Below are 20,973 nucleotides of genomic sequence, written 5' to 3' on the forward strand. Positions count from 1 at the left end.
CCGTGGATGCTGCGTTGCGGCATTATGGTTTACATGGGCGCAGTGTTGCACTTGCTGTCCGGTTCCGGGCAGAGTCCTCCGGACCGGATCCGGGGCAGCAGTTGTGACGAAATCGAGCGAAACAGAACTCTATCCGCCTGTAAAATGCTTTCTGGAAGAGCAGGGCTATGTTGTGAAGTCAGAGGTTGGTGCTGCGGATGTTGTCGCGGTGCGGGGGGCGAGTCACCGGTCGTTGTGGAGCTGAAGCTCGGATTTTCACTCACATTGTTTCATCAGTGCATAGCGCGCCAGTCCGTGACGGACGATGTGTACCTTGCTGTTGCGCGTCAGCCCGGCAAACGGTTCGCCAGAGCGCTGAAAGACAACACTGCCATGGCACGCCGGCTCGGTCTTGGTCTGATGACCGTCCGACTTTCTGACAACCTGGTCGAGGTACATTGCGACCCCGGACCCTATCGCCCGCGGAAGTCGGCAAAACGTCAGGGTGCTCTGCTGCGGGAGTTCGCCCGGCGTCAGGGCGATCCGAATGAGGGCGGCCAGACGCGCCGCGGTCTGGTGACCGCCTACCGTCAGGATGCACTGAAACTTGCGCTTTATCTGTTCGAAGCAGGCGCCAGTAAGGGCGCAGATGTGGCGCGCGAAACGGGTGTTCCCCGTGCAACACGGATGATGGCGGATGACCACTACGGCTGGTTTGAGCGTGTTGAAACAGGAATTTACGGGCTGACCCCGGCTGGCGCGGCGGCGGCGGAGGCCTCTGCTGACGTTCTGGGGTCCGGCTGAAACCTGCTGGAAAGATTCATAAAAATTTTGCGATGCCTCTGGTTGACACCCCGGGGAGGCTTCCTTAGCTATGCGCCGTTAGCACTCACCGTAAGAGAGTGATAACGGGCTACCGCTGAAATGGTGCGGTGGCTCTGAATGGGAGAAACTTTGAGCCTCAAGGAGCTGCAAAGATGGCATTGAAACCGCTTCATGACCGCGTGCTGGTACGCCGCACGGAAAGCGAAGAGAAAACTGCTGGCGGACTGATCATCCCCGACAGCGCGAAAGAAAAGCCCTCCGAGGGCGAAGTGGTGGCTTGCGGTGCAGGCGCCCGTAAAGACAGCGGCGAGCTGATCGAAATGGCTGTGAAGCCCGGCGACAAAATTCTGTTCGGCAAATGGTCCGGCACAGAAGTCACGCTCGACGGCGAAGAACTGCTGATGATGAAAGAAAGCGACATCATGGGGATCATCGAGTAAGCGCATCCGCTGCTCTGATCCTTCGCTGATTTCAAACTGATATTTCCCAAGAGGAGAAAACAAGATGGCAAAAGACGTCAAATTCGACACAGATGCCCGTAACCGTATGCTGAGCGGCGTGAACGTTCTGGCAGACGCGGTCAAAGTGACCCTCGGCCCGAAAGGCCGCAACGTGGTACTGGACAAATCCTTTGGCGCACCGCGCATCACCAAAGACGGTGTTTCCGTGGCCAAAGAGATCGATCTCGAGGACAAGTTCGAGAACATGGGTGCACAGATGGTCAAGGAAGTGGCCAGCCGCACAAACGACGAAGCAGGCGACGGCACAACAACCGCGACTGTTCTGGCTCAGGCCATCGTCAAGGAAGGCATGAAGTCGGTTGCCGCAGGCATGAACCCGATGGATCTCAAGCGTGGTATCGATCTGGCGACATCCAAAGTTGTCGAAGCGATCAAATCCGCGTCCCGTGAAGTGAGCGACAGCGCCGAAGTGGCACAGGTCGGTACCATCTCCGCGAACGGTGAAGCTGAAATCGGCCAGCAGATCGCAGACGCGATGCAGAAAGTCGGCAACGAGGGTGTGATCACCGTCGAGGAAAACAAAGGTCTGGAAACAGAGACAGACGTCGTCGAAGGCATGCAGTTCGACCGCGGTTATCTGAGCCCCTACTTTGTCACCAACGCAGACAAAATGACCACAGAGCTGGAAGACTGCATCGTGCTGCTGCACGAAAAGAAACTGTCCTCGCTGCAGCCGATGGTGCCGCTGCTGGAGCAGGTCATCCAGTCGCAGAAACCACTGCTGATCATTGCAGAAGATGTTGAAGGCGAAGCGCTGGCAACTCTGGTTGTGAACAAACTGCGTGGCGGTCTGAAAATCGCAGCTGTCAAAGCACCGGGCTTCGGCGATCGCCGCAAAGCCATGCTGCAGGACATCGCGATCCTCACAGGCGGTCAGGTTATCTCCGAAGATCTGGGCATGAAGCTTGAGTCCGTGACAATGGACATGCTGGGTTCGGCCAAGAAAGTGCAGATCACCAAGGACGAGACAACAATCGTTGACGGTGCTGGCGAGAAAGCCGAGATCGAAGCACGTGTTGCTCAGATCCGCACTCAGATCGAAGAAACCACATCCGACTACGACCGTGAGAAACTGCAGGAACGCGTTGCCAAACTGGCTGGCGGTGTTGCCGTGATCCGCGTTGGCGGCATGACGGAAGTCGAAGTGAAAGAGCGCAAGGACCGCGTGGACGATGCTCTGAACGCCACGCGTGCTGCTGTTCAGGAAGGCGTCGTTGTCGGCGGTGGTGTTGCTCTGGTTCAGGCCGGCAAATCACTGGACGGCGTTGAAGGCATCAACAACGACCAGAACGTCGGCATCAACATCGTGCGCAAGGCCATCGAAGCGCCTCTGCGTCAGATCGCTGAGAACGCTGGTGTCGACGGTGCGGTTGTTGCGGGCAAAGTCCGTGAGAGCTCTGACGTGACCTACGGTTTCAACGCCCAGACCGAAGAGTACGGCGACATGTTTGCCTTTGGTGTGATCGACCCTGCCAAGGTTGTGCGGACTGCACTGCAGGATGCGGCATCTGTTGCAGGTCTGCTGATCACAACAGAAGCGATGGTTGCTGACAAGCCGGCGAAAGAAGGTGCTGCACCCGCAGGCGGTATGCCCGACATGGGCGGCATGGGCGGCATGATGTAAGCCAGCCAGGCAAACAGACTATTACGGGGCCCGCCTTTTTGGTGGGCCCTTTTTGATTGTGTCTGCCGGTTCTGGTTCAGGCAATTGCCTGTTGGGAAGCAGGCCCGCCGCCGAGTTTGCTCAGAGCTGCGAACAGGCTTTCACGCGGGTTGTCCTTGCACAGATGTCCGGCGACATGTGGGCGATAAGGCGCCAGCGCGTCACGGATTTTGCCGTTGGAAGCAAACGGGAAAACGACAATGTTCTTCAGTTCGGGCTTCCTGCGCAGGGCGTCAAGAAACTCGATCCCGTTCATCCGCGGCATGTTGATATCAAGAGCCACAATAAACGGAGGCAGTGATCCGCCGGCTGAATCTGCCTCGGTCTCCAGAATATCGAGGGCTTCCTGCCCGTCGTGAGCAACAAGAGTGCGGTTGGCAATTGCAAGTTTACGCATTGCCCGCTGAAGCGAAAGGATGCTGATCTGGTCATCGTCGACCAGCAGAAAAGTCGCGTCATCCAGTTGTTCGCTCATCAGTTTTCCTCCGTTCTTTGCAGCGATCTGCTGTCCGATCCGGTGCCGTGAGGATCAGACATGAGCCTGATCCGTTTAAGGCCATCAGGTTTACGGAGCGTTGCCTGCGCAGGATTTTTGTCATGAGGCCTGCGTTAACCTGGTATTCAAAGCTGACTGGTACCACCACCCGCGCAGTACACTTAAAGGTCCAGTCCATGCATAATCCTGATCCGGTTTCTGACAGTGGGGGCAAAGCGATGCCTGAAGTCGGTCCGCCGACATCCCGTGAGTTTGAAGACTTCGTCTATCTGATCAGCCATGATGTGCGGAACTCTGTCAGGGCCCTGATTGAACTGCCCCAGTGGATTGAAGAAGATCTGTCAGAAGCGGGCGTGAAAATGGATGGCCCGGTTGGCAGAAACATCGAACTGATGAACCGTCACACCGGCCGGCTGGACCGTATGCTGGTTGATCTGCTCGCTTTTTCGCGCGTCGGCCGCATGCAGGAGATGGTTCATGCAGACCTGGCGGCAGTGCTGGACGAAGTGCTGGATGAAGTCATCCTGCCCGCAGGTTTCCGGCTTGTACGCGCGTTTGACTGTACGCATCTGCACATCGGTGAACGGGACATTCTCACTTTGCTCACTGCGCTGATATCCAATGCAGTCAAGCATCACGATCGCGCGGCGGGCAAAATCATCGTCTCGGCACACAGGGAAAAAGCAAACGTTGTGCTTTCCGTTACAGACGATGGGCCTGGAATTCCCGAAAACTTCCGCGGTCAGGTTATGGATGCGATGACAACACTGCGCCCCCGTGATGAAGTCGAAGGCAGTGGTATGGGGCTGGCGATCGCGCGAAAGATTGCCCTGCGCTACGGCGGTTCCATCTCTCTGAGCGCACCCTCAGATGATCGCGGAACGCGGGTGCAGGTCGTTCTGCCGCAATAAAATCCATAGAATATCTTCAATTTCGCGGCACCGCTGATGCCGCTTCGTTAAATCCGCTTGGCCACAGGTGCGCGAGCCGCTAATGGGGGCTATGCGCCTCTGTCTGCTGACCATGATCACCATGGTGGCCTTTGCCTCCAATTCCCTGCTGACACGGCTCGCAGTCGACACCGGTGCATCCGACCCCTACAGCTTTGCGCTTCTGCGGGTGTTCGCCGGTGCCGCCGTTCTGTCAGTGATCCTGAAAGTCAGCGGAAAGCCAGTGACCTTCAGCCCACGACAACGGGCAACCGGTGCCCTCAGCCTCGCGGTTTATATGATCGGGTTTTCGCTGGCTTATCTGACCCTTGATGCGGGTCTTGGCGCGCTGATCCTGTTTGGCGTCGTGCAAATTGCAATGTTTGCACACAGCGCGGTCACCGGCCGGCAGCCGACGGGGCGACAGATGACAGGTGCCGCAATTGCCTTCGGGGGGCTGTTTCTGGTTTTGTGGCCTGCAGGCGGAGCATCCACCGATGTGGCGGGAGCCATTTTCATGGTCCTCGCAGGGCTGGGGTGGGCCGTGTATACGATATCAGGCCGGGCCGCTTCCGATCCGGTCGCCATGACCGGTGCAAATTTCCTGCTCTGCCTGCCGGTCATGCTGGTTTTTCTGCTGGCGCCGGACAGAAACGTGACCGCGGGCGGTTATCTTCTCGCGCTTATCTGTGGCGGGCTGACCTCCGGGCTGGGATATGCGCTCTGGTACCGGGTCCTGCCGGACCTCCAACAGACCGCCGCCGCGGTGGTTCAGCTCAGCGTGCCGGTCATCGCGATCATCGGAGGTGCGCTTGTGCTTGGGGAACCGGTCTCCGGTAAGGTGGCCGTGGCTGCAATGCTGGTCCTTGGCGGCATCGCGTTCGCGGTCACATCACGATCGTCTCAAGCGGGTCGTAGGTGACGGCGCCAGGCTGCGCGAAAGCAATTGCCTTCAGGCCATCCGGTTTCACCCGTACCGTTTCCGACCCCGCTTCAGTCACCCAGATGTGGCGGTCAACTATTTTCTCGGGGTCACGCCACTCGCTGCTGATGTTCGCATTGCCCGCAATGCTGCACCGGAAAAATATCTCCACCTGGTGGAAGCCGATACGCGGATCGTGGAATTCATTGACCATGCACGGCGCGCCCACCTCAATACGCAGGCCGGTCTCCTCGTACACTTCGCGGGCCAGGTTCTCGGGCAGGCTGCTGCCCGTCTCCACGCCGCCGCCCGGGGCACACATCAGATCACTTTTCCCGTCCGGCCAGGCGTTCACCAAAAGCAGATGACCGTCATGAACGATGATGGCGCGGACAGCGACGCGTGGTGATTTTGAGGGCATTCCGGCTATACTCCGCACTTTAGCGTTACGTCATTCTTTTGTACTGAAGCGAATGCACCTATCTCAATGGCCATGAAACACCTGAGTGTTCTTTTGATTGCTGTATCGCTGTTCTGGGGCCTGGCTGCACCGGTGCAGGCGCGCTGCGTGGTGCTTTTACATGGCCTTGCGCGGACAGAACTCTCATTCGCGCTGATGGAGACGGCGCTGGCCGCAGAAGGGTACGAGGTTGTCAGGCCCGGATATCCTTCGACCACTGCAGAGGTCGAAGAACTGGTGCAGCGCACGGTCCCGGATGCCGTGTCAGCCTGCGGGCCGCGCAATACTGTGGACTTTGTGACCCATTCCATGGGCGGCATTCTGGTACGGCAGTGGGCGAAGGCCAATCCGGACGCCGCAATCGGCCGCGTTGTCATGCTGGCGCCCCCCAACCAGGGAAGCGAGCTTGTCGACGCACTGGATGACATCGATGCATTTGACTGGATCAACGGCCCTGCTGGAGCCCAGCTGGGCACCGGGCCGGACTCGCTGCCGCGCAGTCTGCCACCTGTGAATTTTCCGCTCGGCGTGATTGCCGGGGATCAGTCTCTCAATCCATATTTTTCCTCCCTTTTGCCAGGGCGCGATGACGGGAAGGTGTCGGTTGCTTCCACAAGGGTGTCCGGCATGCGGGATCACATCGTTCTGCCGGTCACGCATACCTTCATGATGAACAACCCGCGCGTCATTGCGCAGACCGTTGCATTTCTGAGCACAGGCGAATTTGATCATTCTCTAAGCTGGCTCGATGCTGTACTGGGACAGCTCGGCTGCCCCGATGGCAGCTGCGTGCCGGGGGTGGGAACAGTCATTGGTAAACCTTGATCTGAAAAACGCACAGGTGCTGCGGCCCCATGGTCTGGTGCGCGAAACCCTGTCCTTTGCCGACGGCGAAATCGTCAGCGAAACAACGGGCCGGGCCGCTGATCTGAGCGGTTTCACGGTTCTGCCCGGCATTATTGATCTGCATGGTGACGGTTTTGAACGCCATCTGGCGCCCCGCCGTGGTGCGATGAAGCAGATGTCCGAAGGTCTCGTGGCGACGGCAGCTGAGCTTGCGGCAAACGGGATCACGACAGGTGTTCTGGCGCAGTTTGTCAGCTGGGAGGGCGGCGTTCGCGGACCGGAGTACGCAGCCAATGTATTTGAGGCGATCAGGGATACAGCCCCCACGCTGGACACGGATATCCGCGCACAGCTGCGCCTCGAGATGCACCTGCTCGACCTTTATAATGACTTGCCGGACCGGATACGGGACTGGGGGATCGACTATGTGGTCTTTAATGATCACCTGCCGCATGACCGTCTGGCAGAAGGCCGCAGACCGCCGCGCCTGACCGGCCAGGCTCTGAAGGCCGGGCGCAATCCGGATGATCATTTTGAAATGCTGCTAGCCCTGCATGCCCGCAGGGATGAAGTGCCTGCAGCGCTGGACCGCCTCTGCCCCAGGCTTGCGGCGATGAATGTCCGGATGGGCAGCCACGATGATAACACTGCTGCGGGCCGCGATACCTGGCACAATCGGGGGGCCACGCTTGCTGAATTCCCGGAAACGGTGGAGGCCGCCGAAGCAGCACAGTCCACCGGGGCGACGGTGGTCCTTGGGGCACCGAACGTTGTGCGAGGCGGATCACACAAAGGCAATGTCAGTGCAGTTGAACTGGTAACTATGGGGCTCTGTGATGCGCTGGCTTCGGACTACCATTATCCCAGCCCGCGTCGCGCCGCTTTGATGCTGGCGGACACCGGGATGACGGACCTTGCCGGTGCCTGGTCGCTTGTCTCCGAAGGGCCCGCACGGGCACTTGGCCTTGAGGACAGGGGCAGCCTTGTTGCCGGAAAACGCGCCGACATCGTCATTCTGGACGATAAATCCCGCAGGGTTGCCGCCACAATTGCCAGCGGGCGGTTTACCTATCTGTCAGGCGAACTTGGCGCGCGTCTGCTGAACTGAGGCCGGTACTGTCAGGCAGAGATACGGTTGACGTGGCCCATCTTCCGGCCCGCTTTGACTTCGGCCTTACCATAAAGGTGCAGTGCTGCTGATGGCTCGCGGGCGATCTGCGGTACCTTGTCCATGTCGTCACCGATCAGGTTCTCCATCACGACGTCGGAGTGCCGCATCCCATCCCCGAGGGCCATCCGGCCACGGCGCGGATGTGCTGTTCGAACTGATCCACGGCACAGCCGTTTTGTGTCCAGTGACCGGAATTATGAACCCGCGGTGCGATCTCATTCACAATCAGACCACCGGGCGTCACAAAGAGCTCCACGCCCAGCACACCGACATAATCCAGCGCGTTCAGGATGCGTGCGGCCATCAGAACAGCATCTGTCCGTTGTGCCGCACTGAGGCGGGCAGGCACCGTTGTGGTGTGCAGAATGCCATCGCGGTGCACGTTTTCGCCAGGATCAAAACAGGCGACTTCACCGTCCGAACCACGGGCGGCAATCACTGAGACTTCGTGCGAAAAGTCGACGAACCCCTCCAGGATCGCCGGCTGTCCCGCCATGTCATTCCAGGCGTTGCCGGTATCTTCAGGCGACTTCAGGCGTGCCTGACCTTTGCCGTCATATCCAAACCGCCTTGTTTTCAGGATCGACGGTGTCCCGATGGCCGCCACGGCGTCGGCGAGGTTGTCGGGGCCTGTCACATCCGCGAAAGGGGCGACCTGGAGCCCCAGATCCTGCAGAAACGTCTTTTCTGTCAGCCGGTCCTGGCTGATGCGCAGGGCTTCTCGTCCGGGTCGGATCGGTACGATTTCTTCGATGATATCAAGGGCGTCTGTGGGAATGTTCTCGAACTCATAGGTAACCACACTGACGCTGGCGGCAAAGGCGCGCAGCGCGTCCGCGTCATCATAGGCGGCGGTCGTGACTGTTTCGGAGACGTGACCCGCAGGCGCACCTGCGCCAGGCTCAAAGATATGGGTGCGGAAGCCAAGGCGTGCCGCAGCTACAGACAGCATACGGCCCAGCTGGCCACCGCCCAGAATACCGATCACAGCACCCGTCGGCAGCGGTTCAGTCATCTGTCGGGACCTCCGGAATGGACGCCGACAGCGCGGCCCGCCAGTCGTCCAGCCGCCGGGCCAGGGCGTCATCGTGCAGGGCCAGAATACCAGCGGCCATCAGGCCAGCGTTCTTTGCCCCTGCGGCACCGATGGCCATCGTCGCAACAGGGTAGCCCCGCGGCATCTGCAGAATGGAATAGAGCGAATCGACACCCGAAAGTGCGCGTGTCTGCACCGGCACGCCAATGACGGGGACACGGGTTTTGGAGGCCATCATGCCCGGCAGATGCGCCGCACCGCCCGCACCTGCAATAATGACCTGCAGACCACGATCCACTGCTGTTTTGCCATAATCCCACAACCGGTCCGGTGTCCGGTGTGCTGAAACAATGCGCTTTTCGTAGGGGACACCCAGTTCGTCGAGAACGTCTGCGGCCTCCGACATTGTCGGCCAGTCCGACTGGCTGCCCATAATGATCCCGACAGAGACAGTTATCATGAAAAAGGCCCTTTCGCCCGTAACTTGCGAAGCGGCACTATAGCCAAAACCGGGGGTCAGGCAATGATGTCCGGCGTGAGTCTGTCCTCGATCTGCGCGATCAGGTCCTTGAGGCGGAGTTTGCGCTTTTTCAGGCGCTGCAGCGTGAGCTGATCGCTGACGCCTTTGTCCACAAGAGCGTGGATTGCCTCGTCCAGATCCCGGTGTTCGCGCCGGAAAACCTCGAGCTCCACGCGGAGCACCTCATCGGTTTTCATCGACAGATCAGAGGGCGCATTCATAAAGGTCTGATTCCAAAGCTGCGGTGCACATAACATAAGGTGTCAGGGGCGAACCGCCTAGCCCTTGCGTCATCCCGGCTTGCTCCCCATATTCTATGCAGGTGTCGCCGGAACGGGGCGCCTCACAGACTGTCGCTTGACCAAAAAGGACGTGTCGCATGACGAAAATGACGCTGGGATCCTATCCCCATATGCTCGGTTTCGAGCAGCTGGAGCGGCTGCTCGAACGCACCGCAAAGTCCGGGAACGAAGGCTACCCGCCTTTTAACATCGAACAGACCTCTGATTTTTCTTACCGCATCACACTGGCGGTTGCCGGTTTTGCGGAAGCAGACCTGTCTATCACCGTTGAAGACCGTCAGCTGGTCATCCGGGGTCGGCAGTCCGACGACAGTGAGGGCCGGGTGTTTCTGCACCGTGGAATCGCATCGCGCCAGTTTCAGCGCAGCTTTGTGCTCGCCGATGGCGTGGATGTCGGCGAGGCCGTTATGGAAAATGGTTTGCTGCACGTGGATCTGACCCGCGCGCGCCCGGAAAAAATTGTTCAGACGATCAGCATCAGGAAAGGGTAAGATATGACCGAAGCATTTGACGCGACACCCGAAGCAAGCCGCATCGTCTATGTAAAGACGGTGGATGTGGCTGAACTGCCTGATGAAGTGCAGGGACAGGTTGAGGGCTTTGAGCATCTTTATGCGGTGCATGACGCAGAAGGTCAGCAACTGGCCCTCGTCGCGGATCGCAAGCTTGCCTTTCAGCTTGCGCGCCAGAACGATTATGCACCCGTTGCCGTGCATTGACGCGGGTGACAAAGCGATGAATTCTGAAAGGGCCGCAGTATTCTGCGGCCTTTTTTGACGGAGCGCAGCATGCAGTTTGATTTTGATTGGGTCGATGCCTTTTCGGAGGTGCCTTTCGGCGGCAACGGATGTGCAGTGGTGCATGAGGGCGCGGGACTGCCGGATGATATATGCATGGCCTATGTGCGTGAAACATCGCTTGTCGAGTGCACCTTCACCGGCCCGTCAGAGGTTGCAGATCTGCGTGTGCGCTATTTTCTGGCCAGCCGCGAGATCCCCTTTGCCGGCCATCCGACGGTTGCAACAGTTGTGGCGCTGCGCGCGCGCGGTCTGATCGGGGATGGCGATCTTGTGCTGGAAACGCTGGCAGGGAATGTGCCGGTTTCGGTGCAGGGAAACCGGGTGCGCATGACACAGATTGCACCGCAGTTCGGTGATAACGTCCCCGCAGATATTGTTGCGGATTTTGGCGGGATCGCACCGCAGGACATCATCGCGCCACCGCGCATCGTCTCAACCGGCCTGCCGTTCTGCATCACTCTGTTAAAGAACCGGGCTGTACTGGACAGTCTGCAGATGGATGCCGGAGCGCTGCGCCGTTTCGCGGATCATCTGGGCCAGCCGGGCGTGGATATGATGGAGCCATTCTGGGTCACGCTGCAGGACACACCGCCTGGCAGTGATACGATGAGCCGCCTGCTGATCGCGCCGCCCAGCCCGCCCGAGGACCCTTTCACGGGCTCAGCGACCGGTGCGATGGCGGCTTACCTCTGGGCGGGAGGTCATATACCAGGGCCGGAATTCACCGCTGCGCAGGGTGATGGCATGGGCCGCCCGGGCCGGGCGCAGGTCCGGGTGCTTGGCGAATCCACGGCCATTTCGGGTGTCGAGGTCAGTGGTTCCGGGGCTGTGGTGATGTCCGGGCAGGTGACTTTTCCGTCCACAGGTCAGGCTACCAGCCTGAGCTGAGCCTGCTGGCGCAGAACAACCGCCAGCCCGCCTTTCGGTTTCGGGATCGGCATCCGCTGCCATTCCGGCGCACCGTTGGGCAGTTCAAGCTGGTGGTCCCGCAGCAACGTCGCGATGAAAAGCTTCACCTGCATTCGGGCAAAGTGCATGCCGATACACTTGTGAGCACCGCCGCCAAACGGGGTCCAGGCGAACCGGTGCTTCTGGTCTTCGGCGCGCTCAGGCGAAAACCGGTCCGGGTCGAATTCGGTCGGATTGGTGTAGAGTTCGGGCGACAGCATCGTCACACCGGGGTTGAGCGCAAGCGATGTTCCGGCGGGAATGTCGTACCCATGCCAGTGGAAATCGCGCACAGCCTTGCGCGGAATAAAGGGCACGGGCGGCACCAGCCGCAATGCTTCACGGAACACTTTGTCCGTTTCGGTCATCGACTTCAGCGCGTCTTCGTCCAGCGGCCCGCTGCCGAGTGCTGCGACCTCACGCGACAGCCGCATCTGCCAGTCCGGATGGGTGCCGAGTGCCGCCATCATAACAGACAGTGACGTGGCGGTTGTATCATGCGCGGCCATGATCAGCAGGTTGAACTGGTTGAGGATCTCATCCTCGGTCCAGGATTTGCCGTCCTCATCCGTGGCATTGCACATCTGCGAAAAGAAGTCGTCGCCACCTTTCGCACGTCGCTCCGGGATCATCGTGCGGAAAGTTTCCCGCAGAAAATCACGCCCGCGCACGCCGTGCCACATCGGCGTAAAGGGGATCGCCTGACGGATCGGCGTTACCGAGGCACGGATTTCATCGGTGATCGCGCGGTTTATCTGTTTTGCCAGATCGCCGTCGAGCGGCAGCCCCATGAAAACAGCACCACCAACACGCAGGGTAAGGTCTTTGATCGCAGTGTAGAAACAGAACGGTGTGTCCTTGGGCCAGGTCGCCAGCAGTTCGGCCATTGTTTCGGCCATCCGTTCGCGGTAGTCGCGGATGGCGGATGCCCGGAATGCCGCATTCATAATCCGGCGGTTCTGCCGGTGGTGATCAAAGTCCTGCAGGATCAGTCCGCCCGGATAGATCCGTGCCAGCGCGTCCCATCCACCTTCGGAGGAGAAGTTTTTCTCCTGGTCCATCAGAACGTATTCGAGCGCGTCTGGCCCGCACAAATTGACCCGCCAGACGCCCAGCATCTTCGTTTTGTACACATCGCCATAGCGGCGGATGTATTCCTGCTGAGTGCCATAGCTGTCGCGCGCGATGGTCAGTGTGTGGCCGATCACGGGCGGAACCGGGGGGCCGGGAATGTGAGACAGGGCGGCACGGGTGGGCATGATGAACCTCGCAGCATTCAGAAAAGCAACGCGTCCGGGTGGACACGTTATGCTTTATCCCGCTGGAGGGTTGGGAGTGGCTTAACCCACCGTACGCACGCAACACCGGCGCGCCGGTAGTGAGGATTATTCCGCGGCGCTGTCGGTCAGAACGGCGGTTTCCCCGTTTTCGTTCTCGGCCAGAAAACGCTCTGCCTCAAGGGCCGCCATGCACCCCATACCGGCTGATGTCACAGCCTGACGGTATTTGTGGTCTGTCAGGTCTCCCGCTGCGAAAACACCAGGGATCGACGTCTCAGTGCTGTCCGGCTTGGTCACAACGTAGCCGCCCATATGGGTTTCCAGTACGTCTTTCACCAACTCGTTTGCAGGTGCGTGACCGATGGCGACAAAGACACCTTTGGCAGGAATTTCGGTGATTTCGCCGGTCTTTGTGTGCTTCACGCGCACAGATTCCACGCCAAGCGGCGCGTCCGTGCCGACCACTTCTTCGAGTTCATGGAACCACAGAGGTTCGATTTTGGGGTTTTTCATAAGCCGGTCGATGAGGATTTTTTCGGCACGCAGCTCATCACGACGGTGAATCAACGTCACTTTGGACGCAAAGTTGGTCAGGAAAAGCGCTTCCTCTACAGCGGTATTGCCGCCCCCGATGACAACAATTTCCTGGCCGCGATAGAAAAAGCCGTCGCAGGTCGCACAGGCCGAAACGCCAAAGCCCTTGAACTTTTCTTCGGACGGCAGCCCCAGCCATTTCGCGCGGGCGCCGGTCGCAAGGATCACGGCATCGGCCACGTATGTCGTGCCGCTGTCGCCGGTTGCCACAAAGGGGCGCTTGCTGAGATCCAGATCGTTGATGATATCGCCGATGATCTCTGTGCCCATCGCCGAGGCATGGGCTTCCATACGCACCATCAGGTCGGGGCCCTGAACTTCCGTGTCGCCGGGCCAGTTCTCCACCTCGGTGGTTGTGGTCAGTTGCCCGCCAGGCTCAATTCCCTGCACCAGAATGGGTTCCAGCATGGCGCGGCTGGCGTAAACGCCTGCTGTATAGCCGGCCGGACCTGATCCGATGATCAGAACGCGTGTCTTCCGTGTGTCGCCCATTGCATCCCCCGAGAATCTGACACTGTGTAGCAGACCCGATATACAGTTCACACGTCGGGTCTTAAACCCCTGCTGTCGTGACAACGGTCACAGCTTCGCTATGTGCCACGGCGGGTTTTGTGAAAGAATGTTGCGTGATTGCGAAACATTGTTGCGCGTGGCTTTGGGGCTGTTATAACTTCCGCAAAATAAAGCGGGGGACTCATGGCCGGAACACGTCTGGATCCGATTGATCGAAAAATTCTGGCAGAACTGCAGGCTGATGGTCGCATGACCAACGTTGAGCTGGCCAAACGTGTCGGCATATCTGCTCCTCCCTGTCTGCGTCGTGTGCGGACGCTTGAGGAAGCAGGATATATCCGCGGATATCACGCCGAGGTTGATGCGCGCGAACTGGGTTTTGAGGTTCAGGTATTTGCAATGGTCGGTCTGGCCAGCCAGGCGGAGGCTGATCTGTCCGCCTTTGAGGAACGCTGCCGGGCATGGCCGCTGGTGCGCGAGTGCCACATGCTCAACGGCGAGGTCGATTTCATCCTCAAGTGTGCAGCGCCCGATCTGTCGAGTTTTCAGAAATTTCTGACCGGCGAACTGCTGACCACACCAAACGTGGCCAGTGTGAAAACCTCACTGGTCATCCGCGGTGCCAAGGATGAGCCCGGCGTTCCGTTTGATGTACTCGAAGAGCGGCTCGCTTCCGGCGATTAGGCGGCTGTCAGGTCGCCGTTTTCATCCGGGACACGCATCAGGCGCAGCGGACCGAAATCGGTGAGCGTGCTGACATGCGGAAACAGGGACATGAAAACGCTGCTCAGTGTCGGAGACATATGCTGCAGCGGATTTTGGCCCGGGTGATAGCTCTCAACCTCAAGCCCGGCGGCAACAATCGCCGCATGCCGGCGCAGCCCGATATGAAAGAGGCGCACTGGTGTGGGCGGCGACATTTCGATGACATTGACCCCGTCAACAAAAGCGCTGGCCGGCGTCAGAACCTGCTGACCTTCGCGCGCACGCGCCATGCCGGGCTGTGACTGCAGAAGACGGGCTCCTCCACCGAGGCTGATGAAACTGTCCGGACGGCTGACGCCGAAGCTTCCCGCCATGATCCGTGTCAGCGGCATCCTGGCCATTCCCTGCGACGGAGAAAAGGATGCTGACCCGATCCATGTCACTTCTGTGTGCTGACCGTCCGAGGTCAGAACCCTGTCACCAGGATGCAGATCCTCAACCGCAGACTGCCCGTTTTCTGTCTGTATCAGTGTGCCCTGGGCAAACGCCGAAAAGGCTGCATCAAATACAGGATGAGAGGGGACGCGCCGCTGACCGATCACAGTGCTGCCGTCCTCGCGCAGGGCGGAAATATCGACAACGCGGGCACCGGGTGCGCTTTGCGTCAGATTGCCAGATGTGTGCCCCGGGGTAACAGAATGGGGGTCAGGGTCATGCGATCACCTTTTAACGGTTGGTCACATCCCGTGCCGGCCCCCACCGACGATCACGGAAAGGACAATTTACAGTTCTTTCGTGTACAGGGTGGCTTCAGAATGGGGTATCATCTCTCAATCTGTCAAAAATCAGCGTTAATTGTTCCTTGACGAATGTCAGTCCGGGCAGCGCAGGTGTTTTGTTTCCCGATCCCGGCAGGCGGCGTCACATTTGAGTGCGCATAAGAAAACCCTCCTGCGATTCGACGCAGGAGGGTTTCTGTCGACAGTAAAACCTCTGTTGGGGCAGAGGGGAGTTTCAGGCAGATACCCGCATCGGGGTCTGCTCTTGCTTGCGACGCGCGATGAAATCCGCCCGGCGGATGCCGCGGTGCCAGGGCATATCGGGGTCTGATGCCGATGTTGTCCTGACGACCGATTTAGTAAAACGTGCGTTTCTTTTCATCGTCGTGTCCTGCTCGATTATCTGCGATTGGGCCTTTTTGCCTCTTGTTGACCCTTAAATTGCCCGGTCAATCGGGCCGGAATTTGACTGGTGGTAAAAAAAATCAACAATAAATCAGATTGTTTCGCTGCAATTTAGAACGAATTGCCGCAATTATCAGAAAATACGTAGAAAATTGAATCTATTGAGAAATTTCAGTTCTGGTTAGCGGCGACAGGGACAATGGCAGGAAAATCATCCGATTGTTCAGGTGATCTGCGGCAATTTCCGGGCACGATATGCCAGATTGTTGCCCGGATCGGTGCTTTTTCAGAGCGTTATCGCGGCGATGAGCCGGCCGTAGTCTGCTTCTTTTGAATGCGTGCTGCGGCGGTATGAATAAAACCGGTCCGCATCTGCATAGGTGCAGTGGCGCGTCCATTCGGTTTCGCCAATACCTGCAGTGCGCAGGCGGTGCAGGCCATAGGCAGGCAGGTCAAACTGAAAACGGTCACCGGATCCCCCCGCGAAAAACCGTGCGTTTTCGTCACCCTCTGCCATGAAGGTATCAAAAAACTCCGGGCCGACCTCATAAGCTGCCTGCGAAATCGAGGGCCCTATGACGGCACGGATTGCTTCGCGTGTGGCGCCAAGACCGATCATTGCGTCAACGGTGGCTTCGAGAACGCCATCCAGCGCGCCACGCCAGCCTGCGTGTGCGGCCCCGATGACCCCGGCAGAAGGGTCCGCGAAAAGGACGGGCTGGCAGTCTGCGGTGAGAACGGAAAGCGCGATGCCCGGCGTCCGGGTGACCAGCCCGTCGGCACGGGGCCTGTCCGTCGTCGGTTCGGTTACAACGACAACATCTGCCGAGTGAACCTGATGCACCCCTGCCAGATGCTCCGGCGGCACCTGCATCGCACCGGCAACCCGGGCGCGGTTGATAGCCACAATTTCTGACTGATCCGAACTGCCTGTTCCACAGTTCAGACCGGAAAAAACGCCGGAAGATGCGCCACCACGGCGGGTGAAGAAACCGTGGCGCGTGTCGCCGAGAATGTCAGAGGTCAGTATTTCAAGCGTCATACGTCCAGTCCGGGCGGAGGGCTGCTGCCATGCGGGAAAAGGCCAAGAACCTTGAACAGGTTTCCCATTTCCGCCGGATGCGTCAAGCGGCGATGTGCGGCGATGTGCTGCTCCAGCGCGGCGCCGCTCAGCCCGGCGGCAAGCGCCTGCGCGCGGGCCGTGATCCCGAGGCGTTCCAGAAATACGCCCTGAGGCGTCAGTTTCGAGCAGGCACAGGGTGCGGCGGCAAACAGAGCTTCAAAGTCCACATGCGCGGTTAGGTCAGCTTTGCCGGGTGACGCAAGCGGGTCCGCCGGTTTCTGATCCTGCAGCGCCTGCAGTGTATCCCCCTGACTGCGCCAGTCGCCGTAGTCGATGATCAGCGCAGCACCGCCATGAGCTGTAATCCGTTGCCCGATCGCATCAACAGTGGGTGCGGCAGCAGGGCAGTATTCAACCAGGTTTCCCGATTCGGTATCGGCCAGCCGGTCTGCGAGCGCGGGCTGCGGCGTTTCAGGACCAAGGCCAAAACTGAGATCATTTTCACTCAGCCCGACCATACGCTCGTGCCAATGATGTTTGCCGCGCTGAAACTGGCGCACGGGCAGTGCATCGAAGAACTCGTTTGCCACCAGATAGAGCGGGGCGTCTGGCAAGTCATCCGGGGCGCTGATGAATATTGGCTCCACGCCGGGCAGCGTCTCGCGCTGAACCTGACGCAACCGCTCGGACGCCTCGATCAGCACGACCTGTGCTGCTGCGCCGAAGCCCGGCACCTGTCCGGTCGCCCGCAGGATGTCCGCCATCAGCGTGCCGCGTCCGGGGCCTGCCTCGGCCAGGGTAAAGGACGCGGGCTGTCCCTGATCCATCCACGTCTGAGCGAGGCACAGGCCGATCAGTTCCCCGAACATCTGGCTGATCTCCGGGGCCGTAATGAAATCGCCGTCTGTCCCGAAGGGTTCCTGCGTCGTGTAGTAGCCGGCGGTCGGGTGCAGCAGGCATTCCTGCATATACTCAGCCACGGTCATCGGCCCCTGCGCCGCGATCCGCGCCACCAGTGTTTCCCGCAGGCTCACCGGGCGCGCCTTGCGCGCAGGATCAGCCAAAGTCCGGCAAGGATCATGGGTGCGGACAGGATCTGGCCCATCGTCAGCCCCCAGCCGCCCACATGCCAGGCGAGCCCCAGCGGGTTGCCGGGTGCAACGAAGTGAGCATCCGGCTGACGCACGAATTCCACCAGGAAACGGGAGAGCCCGTAGCCGGCGAAAAAGACACCGGCTATGAGACCCGGCCGCCTGAGCGCGCCGGAACGCCACACAAGCCAGAGCAGCACAGCGCCTAGAAAAAGCCCCTCAAGACTTGCTTCATAGAGTTGCGAGGGATGACGTCCGCAGAGACCCGCAACATCCGGGCAATTCTGTGCATCCGGGCCTGGAAAGGCGACACCCCAGGGCAGATCCGTCGGCCTTCCCCAGAGCTCACCATTGATGAAGTTCGCCAGCCGGCCCAGCAGCAGACCTGGCGGCACCCCGATCGCAATTGCGTCCGCGAGGCTCAGGCGGGGCAGTGCATGTTTCCAGGCATAGAGAAAGGCGGCGGTGATCACGCCCAACAGCCCACCGTGAAAGGCCATGCCGCCCTGCCACACGGCGAGAATCTCGCCCGGGTGGGCGAGATAATAGTCGCGCTGGTAGAAGAAGACATATCCCAGCCTGCCGCCCAGAATGACGCCGATGATCACCCAGGTCAGTAGATCCTCGATCTGCCGGTCGGTCGCCGGTGGTGTCTCTTCGGGCCAGAGCGCAGGGCGCCGCACGGCGGAGACAACCAGACGCCAGCCGATGACGATGCCGACGATATACGCGAGCGCATACCAGCGCAGCGCGAAATCAAAGCCAAAAAGGCTGACGGAAAAAATCTCCGGCGAGATCTCCGGAAACGGGAGGACAGCTTGCATGACGCCCAATTGCCCGCGACGCGCCAGGGAAGTCAACCTTGCAGCGCAGGCCGATCAGGCCCATATAGGAGGCACACCGACACGGAGAGACACGATGCAGACGCGCAATAAAATGTTCGACGACATTTCTCAGCTGATGACCAACGCGATGGGCGTGGCGCAGGGCGCGCGCGAAGAAGCCGAAACCGCGATGAAAAGCCTCGTCGACCGCTGGCTCGCGGACCGTGATTTTGTGACACGCGAAGAGTTCGACGCGGTGCGCAGCATGGCGCAGAAAGCCCGCGAAGAGAACGAAGCACTGCGTGCGCGTCTCGACGCGCTTGAAGCCGGTAAGTAACGCCGGACGGCCCGAAACGTGCCCGGGCCGCGCTGATACGTAAACAAATCCTTTACCGCTTGTCCGTGTCTTAACAGATGCGGACAATTTGAGCCCTGTTTTGTGATATCCACAACTTATTGTGTTATCCCGCAAGAAAAGGGGTTGCCACAGAGCCTCATGCACAGCACCATATCATGTATGGGTCGAGGGGATCGCCCCGATCCATAGCGCAGGCACCTGGTTCCTGGGGGCCATCAGGCCACCATCGCCAGAGCGAAAAAAGAGGTGTACCTATGGCCCTGTCCGAGCAGTATCTGGAAGAAGACATTCACCCCATCGATATCGTTGAACATCTGGCTGCCCACCATGAGTGGGATTTTGACCGGATTTCCGACGAGCAGATTGCGATGGCCGTCGAAGGGCAGTGGCGCACCTATTCACTGACACTCGCCTGGTCGGCCTTTGATGAAACGCTGCGTATGATCTGCACGTTTGACATGGAACCACCCGAGGACAAGCTGGCGCAGACCTTCGAGCTGCTGAACCATATCAATGACCAGTGCTGGGCCGGGGCCTTTACATACTGGGAAGAACAGAAACTCATGGTGTACCGCTATGGCCTCGTGCTGTCCGGCGGCCATGTGGCGTCCGCAGATCAGATCGATACGATGATCCGGGCCGCTGTGATGAGCGCCGAGCGGTATTACCCGGCGATGCAGCTGCTGGCCTGGGGGGATCAGACGCCCGCCGAGGCCCTGCAGGTGGCCATTGCAGAGGCGTACGGCCGCGCGTAAACCTGACCCCCAGATCATTCGCGGGGGGACACATGGAAAACAGCCGGATTGCACAACAGGGACTGGTCCTGCTGGGCTGTGGAAAAATGGGCTCGGCCATGCTGGAAGGCTGGCTGAGCAGGGGCCTTCCGGCCGCTTCGGTCAGTGTGATCGATCCCTACCCATCTGACTGGCTGCAAAGCACCGGGGTGGCTCTGAACGGCGAACTGCCTCCGGCACCCGCGGTTGTCCTGGTCGCGGTCAAACCACAGATGATGGCGGATGCACTGCCCCGTCTGCAGGCGATGGGCGGCGGCAGTACCGTCTTTGTCAGTGTCGCCGCCGGGATCACGATCGACTACTTCGAGAGCATCCTCGGGGCTGACACGCCTGTTGTCCGCGCGATGCCAAACACGCCGGCGGCGATATCAAAAGGGATCACCGCCATTGCCGGCAATGGCGCAGCAGGCGAAGCGTCACTGTCCGAGGCTGAAGAGCTGCTGTCTGCTGTTGGCGAAGTTGTGCGCGTCGAAACGGAGGCGGATATTGATGCGGTGACAGGCGTCAGCGGGTCAGGCCCGGCCTATGTGTTCCATATGATCGAAACGCTGGCCGCGGCGGGTGCCGCCGAAGGCCTCCCGCCGGAGCTGGCGATGCGGCTGGCCACAGCCACGGTCGCGGGCGCCGGCGCGCTGGCCCAGGCTGCTGATGTCGGTCCGGATCGGCTGAGGATCAACGTCACCTCTCCAAACGGGACGACACAGGCGGCGCTCGAAGTGCTGATGGACGAAGAGAACGGCTTTCCCGCGCTGATGAAACGCGCGGTCCGGGCCGCAACGGAAAGATCAAGAGAACTGGCAAATGGCTGAGATCACATTCGATGACTTCATGGCGGTGGATATCCGCAAGGGGACGGTGCTGAGGGCGGAACCTTTCCCCGAAGCCCGCAAACCCGCAATCAAGGTCTGGATCGACTTTGGCCCGGAGATTGGCGAGAAGAAAACCTCTGCGCAGATCACGGCGCATTACACACCGGAAGCACTGGTGGGGCGCCAGGTTATGGGGGTGGTGAATTTTCCACCGCGCCAGATCGGCCCGTTTATGTCAGAAGTTCTGCTGCTTGGCGTGTCCGACAGCGAAGGTGGTATCGTACTGATCAGCCCGGATCACGACGTCCCGGACGGGGGACGGATGCATTGACCCGTGTTT

The 20,973-nt window shown here is 59.6% G+C and carries 24 protein-coding genes and 2 pseudogenes; 15 read left to right on the forward strand and 11 right to left on the reverse strand.

The genetic code is table 11. The features are described from left to right. Positions 1-103 precede the first annotated feature (103 nt). The 3 genes and pseudogenes from ACZ1HA_RS20540 to groL all read left to right on the forward strand — a co-directional run bounded on the left by ACZ1HA_RS20540 (position 104) and on the right by groL (position 2,949). Positions 104-783, forward strand: a pseudogene (locus ACZ1HA_RS20540) (DUF2161 domain-containing phosphodiesterase). 173 nt (positions 784-956) lie between these two features. Next, positions 957-1,244, forward strand: a complete 288-nt coding sequence (locus ACZ1HA_RS20545; protein ID WP_375228869.1) for a co-chaperone GroES — start codon at positions 957-959, stop codon at positions 1,242-1,244. 64 nt (positions 1,245-1,308) lie between these two features. Continuing rightward, complete coding sequence (groL, locus tag ACZ1HA_RS20550; protein WP_375228868.1) at positions 1,309-2,949, forward strand: chaperonin GroEL; 1,641 nt, start codon at positions 1,309-1,311, stop codon at positions 2,947-2,949. A gap of 76 nt (positions 2,950-3,025) precedes the next feature. On the opposite strand, the gene ACZ1HA_RS20555 is transcribed toward groL, so the two are convergent. Continuing rightward, complete coding sequence (locus ACZ1HA_RS20555) at positions 3,026-3,463, reverse strand: response regulator (protein ID WP_375228867.1); 438 nt, start codon at positions 3,461-3,463, stop codon at positions 3,026-3,028. A gap of 197 nt (positions 3,464-3,660) precedes the next feature. Between ACZ1HA_RS20555 and ACZ1HA_RS20560 the strand changes: the two genes are divergently transcribed. Both ACZ1HA_RS20560 and ACZ1HA_RS20565 read left to right on the forward strand, forming a co-directional pair. Beyond that, positions 3,661-4,395, forward strand: coding sequence for a sensor histidine kinase (locus ACZ1HA_RS20560; protein ID WP_472715220.1), 735 nt, complete (start codon positions 3,661-3,663; stop codon positions 4,393-4,395). A 91-nt stretch (positions 4,396-4,486) separates the two neighbouring features. Continuing rightward, positions 4,487-5,335, forward strand: a complete 849-nt coding sequence (locus ACZ1HA_RS20565; RefSeq protein WP_472715221.1) for a DMT family transporter — start codon at positions 4,487-4,489, stop codon at positions 5,333-5,335. Here ACZ1HA_RS20565 and ACZ1HA_RS20570 read toward each other — a convergent pair. Continuing rightward, positions 5,301-5,756, reverse strand: a complete 456-nt coding sequence (locus tag ACZ1HA_RS20570) for an NUDIX domain-containing protein (RefSeq protein ID WP_472715222.1) — start codon at positions 5,754-5,756, stop codon at positions 5,301-5,303. The two genes, ACZ1HA_RS20565 and ACZ1HA_RS20570, sit on opposite strands and share 35 nt — an antisense overlap. A gap of 72 nt (positions 5,757-5,828) precedes the next feature. Here ACZ1HA_RS20570 and ACZ1HA_RS20575 point away from each other — a divergent pair, with 72 nt between their 5' ends. Both ACZ1HA_RS20575 and ACZ1HA_RS20580 read left to right on the forward strand, forming a co-directional pair. Further along, the gene (locus ACZ1HA_RS20575) at positions 5,829-6,620 is read left to right on the forward strand and encodes an alpha/beta hydrolase (RefSeq protein ID WP_472715363.1); all 792 of its coding nucleotides are present in this window, start codon (positions 5,829-5,831) and stop codon (positions 6,618-6,620) included. Then, positions 6,574-7,749, forward strand: coding sequence for an alpha-D-ribose 1-methylphosphonate 5-triphosphate diphosphatase (locus ACZ1HA_RS20580; RefSeq protein WP_472715223.1), 1,176 nt, complete (start codon positions 6,574-6,576; stop codon positions 7,747-7,749). Before ACZ1HA_RS20575 ends, ACZ1HA_RS20580 begins: the two co-directional genes overlap by 47 nt. Before the next feature lie 11 nt (positions 7,750-7,760). On the opposite strand, the pseudogene ACZ1HA_RS20585 reads toward ACZ1HA_RS20580, so the two are convergent. From ACZ1HA_RS20585 to ACZ1HA_RS20595, 3 genes and pseudogenes are all read right to left on the reverse strand, one after another. Continuing rightward, positions 7,761-8,827: pseudogene (locus ACZ1HA_RS20585) on the reverse strand (5-(carboxyamino)imidazole ribonucleotide synthase). Continuing rightward, the gene (purE, locus tag ACZ1HA_RS20590) at positions 8,820-9,308 is read right to left on the reverse strand and encodes a 5-(carboxyamino)imidazole ribonucleotide mutase (protein ID WP_472715224.1); all 489 of its coding nucleotides are present in this window, start codon (positions 9,306-9,308) and stop codon (positions 8,820-8,822) included. Before purE ends, ACZ1HA_RS20585 begins: the two are co-directional and overlap by 8 nt. A 56-nt stretch (positions 9,309-9,364) precedes the next feature. After that, positions 9,365-9,589 carry a YdcH family protein gene (locus tag ACZ1HA_RS20595; RefSeq protein ID WP_436397976.1) on the reverse strand — a complete coding sequence of 75 codons (225 nt, stop codon included), beginning with the start codon at positions 9,587-9,589 and terminating at the stop codon, positions 9,365-9,367. Positions 9,590-9,747: 158 nt separating this feature from the next. Here ACZ1HA_RS20595 and ACZ1HA_RS20600 point away from each other — a divergent pair, with 158 nt between their 5' ends. From ACZ1HA_RS20600 to ACZ1HA_RS20610, 3 genes are all read left to right on the forward strand, one after another. After that, positions 9,748-10,161 carry an Hsp20 family protein gene (locus ACZ1HA_RS20600; RefSeq protein ID WP_472715225.1) on the forward strand — a complete coding sequence of 138 codons (414 nt, stop codon included), beginning with the start codon at positions 9,748-9,750 and terminating at the stop codon, positions 10,159-10,161. A gap of 3 nt (positions 10,162-10,164) precedes the next feature. Beyond that, positions 10,165-10,389: a DUF1150 family protein gene (locus ACZ1HA_RS20605; RefSeq protein ID WP_472715226.1), complete on the forward strand. Its 225-nt coding sequence runs from the start codon at positions 10,165-10,167 to the stop codon at positions 10,387-10,389. 69 nt (positions 10,390-10,458) lie between these two features. Then, entirely contained in the window at positions 10,459-11,358 is a 900-nt protein-coding gene (locus ACZ1HA_RS20610; protein ID WP_472715227.1) for a PhzF family phenazine biosynthesis protein, read from the forward strand. Here the strand turns inward: ACZ1HA_RS20610 and ACZ1HA_RS20615 are convergent. Together ACZ1HA_RS20615 and trxB are read right to left on the reverse strand one after the other, a co-directional pair. After that, positions 11,337-12,677 carry a cytochrome P450 gene (locus ACZ1HA_RS20615; RefSeq protein WP_472715228.1) on the reverse strand — a complete coding sequence of 447 codons (1,341 nt, stop codon included), beginning with the start codon at positions 12,675-12,677 and terminating at the stop codon, positions 11,337-11,339. The two genes, ACZ1HA_RS20610 and ACZ1HA_RS20615, sit on opposite strands and share 22 nt — an antisense overlap. Before the next feature lie 126 nt (positions 12,678-12,803). Beyond that, on the reverse strand, positions 12,804-13,784 hold the full coding sequence (gene trxB, locus ACZ1HA_RS20620) for a thioredoxin-disulfide reductase (RefSeq protein ID WP_472715229.1): 981 nt from the start codon (positions 13,782-13,784) through the stop codon (positions 12,804-12,806). 204 nt (positions 13,785-13,988) lie between these two features. Here trxB and ACZ1HA_RS20625 point away from each other — a divergent pair, with 204 nt between their 5' ends. Continuing rightward, a complete protein-coding gene (locus tag ACZ1HA_RS20625; protein WP_375228853.1) occupies positions 13,989-14,489 on the forward strand; it encodes an Lrp/AsnC family transcriptional regulator in 501 nt (166 codons plus the stop codon). Here ACZ1HA_RS20625 and ACZ1HA_RS20630 read toward each other — a convergent pair. The 4 genes from ACZ1HA_RS20630 to lgt form a co-directional block, all read right to left on the reverse strand. Beyond that, entirely contained in the window at positions 14,486-15,112 is a 627-nt protein-coding gene (locus ACZ1HA_RS20630; RefSeq protein WP_472715230.1) for a Hint domain-containing protein, read from the reverse strand. The genes ACZ1HA_RS20625 and ACZ1HA_RS20630 overlap by 4 nt on opposite strands. A gap of 868 nt (positions 15,113-15,980) precedes the next feature. Beyond that, positions 15,981-16,736 (reverse strand): peptidoglycan editing factor PgeF, encoded by a 756-nt coding sequence (gene pgeF, locus ACZ1HA_RS20635; protein ID WP_472715231.1) that lies wholly within the window; start codon positions 16,734-16,736, stop codon positions 15,981-15,983. Continuing rightward, positions 16,733-17,791: a class I SAM-dependent methyltransferase gene (locus tag ACZ1HA_RS20640; RefSeq protein WP_472715232.1), complete on the reverse strand. Its 1,059-nt coding sequence runs from the start codon at positions 17,789-17,791 to the stop codon at positions 16,733-16,735. Before ACZ1HA_RS20640 ends, pgeF begins: the two co-directional genes overlap by 4 nt. Then, positions 17,788-18,672, reverse strand: coding sequence for a prolipoprotein diacylglyceryl transferase (gene lgt, locus ACZ1HA_RS20645; RefSeq protein ID WP_472715233.1), 885 nt, complete (start codon positions 18,670-18,672; stop codon positions 17,788-17,790). The genes ACZ1HA_RS20640 and lgt overlap by 4 nt, the downstream gene beginning before the upstream one ends. A 94-nt stretch (positions 18,673-18,766) precedes the next feature. On the opposite strand from lgt, the gene ACZ1HA_RS20650 reads away from it, so the two are divergent. The 4 genes from ACZ1HA_RS20650 to ACZ1HA_RS20665 all read left to right on the forward strand — a co-directional run bounded on the left by ACZ1HA_RS20650 (position 18,767) and on the right by ACZ1HA_RS20665 (position 20,964). After that, positions 18,767-19,009, forward strand: a complete 243-nt coding sequence (locus tag ACZ1HA_RS20650; RefSeq protein ID WP_375228847.1) for an accessory factor UbiK family protein — start codon at positions 18,767-18,769, stop codon at positions 19,007-19,009. A gap of 275 nt (positions 19,010-19,284) precedes the next feature. After that, on the forward strand, positions 19,285-19,785 hold the full coding sequence (locus tag ACZ1HA_RS20655) for a type III secretion system chaperone family protein (RefSeq protein ID WP_375228846.1): 501 nt from the start codon (positions 19,285-19,287) through the stop codon (positions 19,783-19,785). A 32-nt stretch (positions 19,786-19,817) separates the two neighbouring features. Further along, a complete protein-coding gene (proC, locus tag ACZ1HA_RS20660) occupies positions 19,818-20,633 on the forward strand; it encodes a pyrroline-5-carboxylate reductase (RefSeq protein WP_472715234.1) in 816 nt (271 codons plus the stop codon). Beyond that, entirely contained in the window at positions 20,626-20,964 is a 339-nt protein-coding gene (locus tag ACZ1HA_RS20665) for a tRNA-binding protein (RefSeq protein ID WP_472715235.1), read from the forward strand. Before proC ends, ACZ1HA_RS20665 begins: the two co-directional genes overlap by 8 nt. The last annotated feature ends 9 nt before the right edge of the window (positions 20,965-20,973 follow it).

It is taken from the genome of Roseobacter sp. S87, from assembly GCF_055693285.1.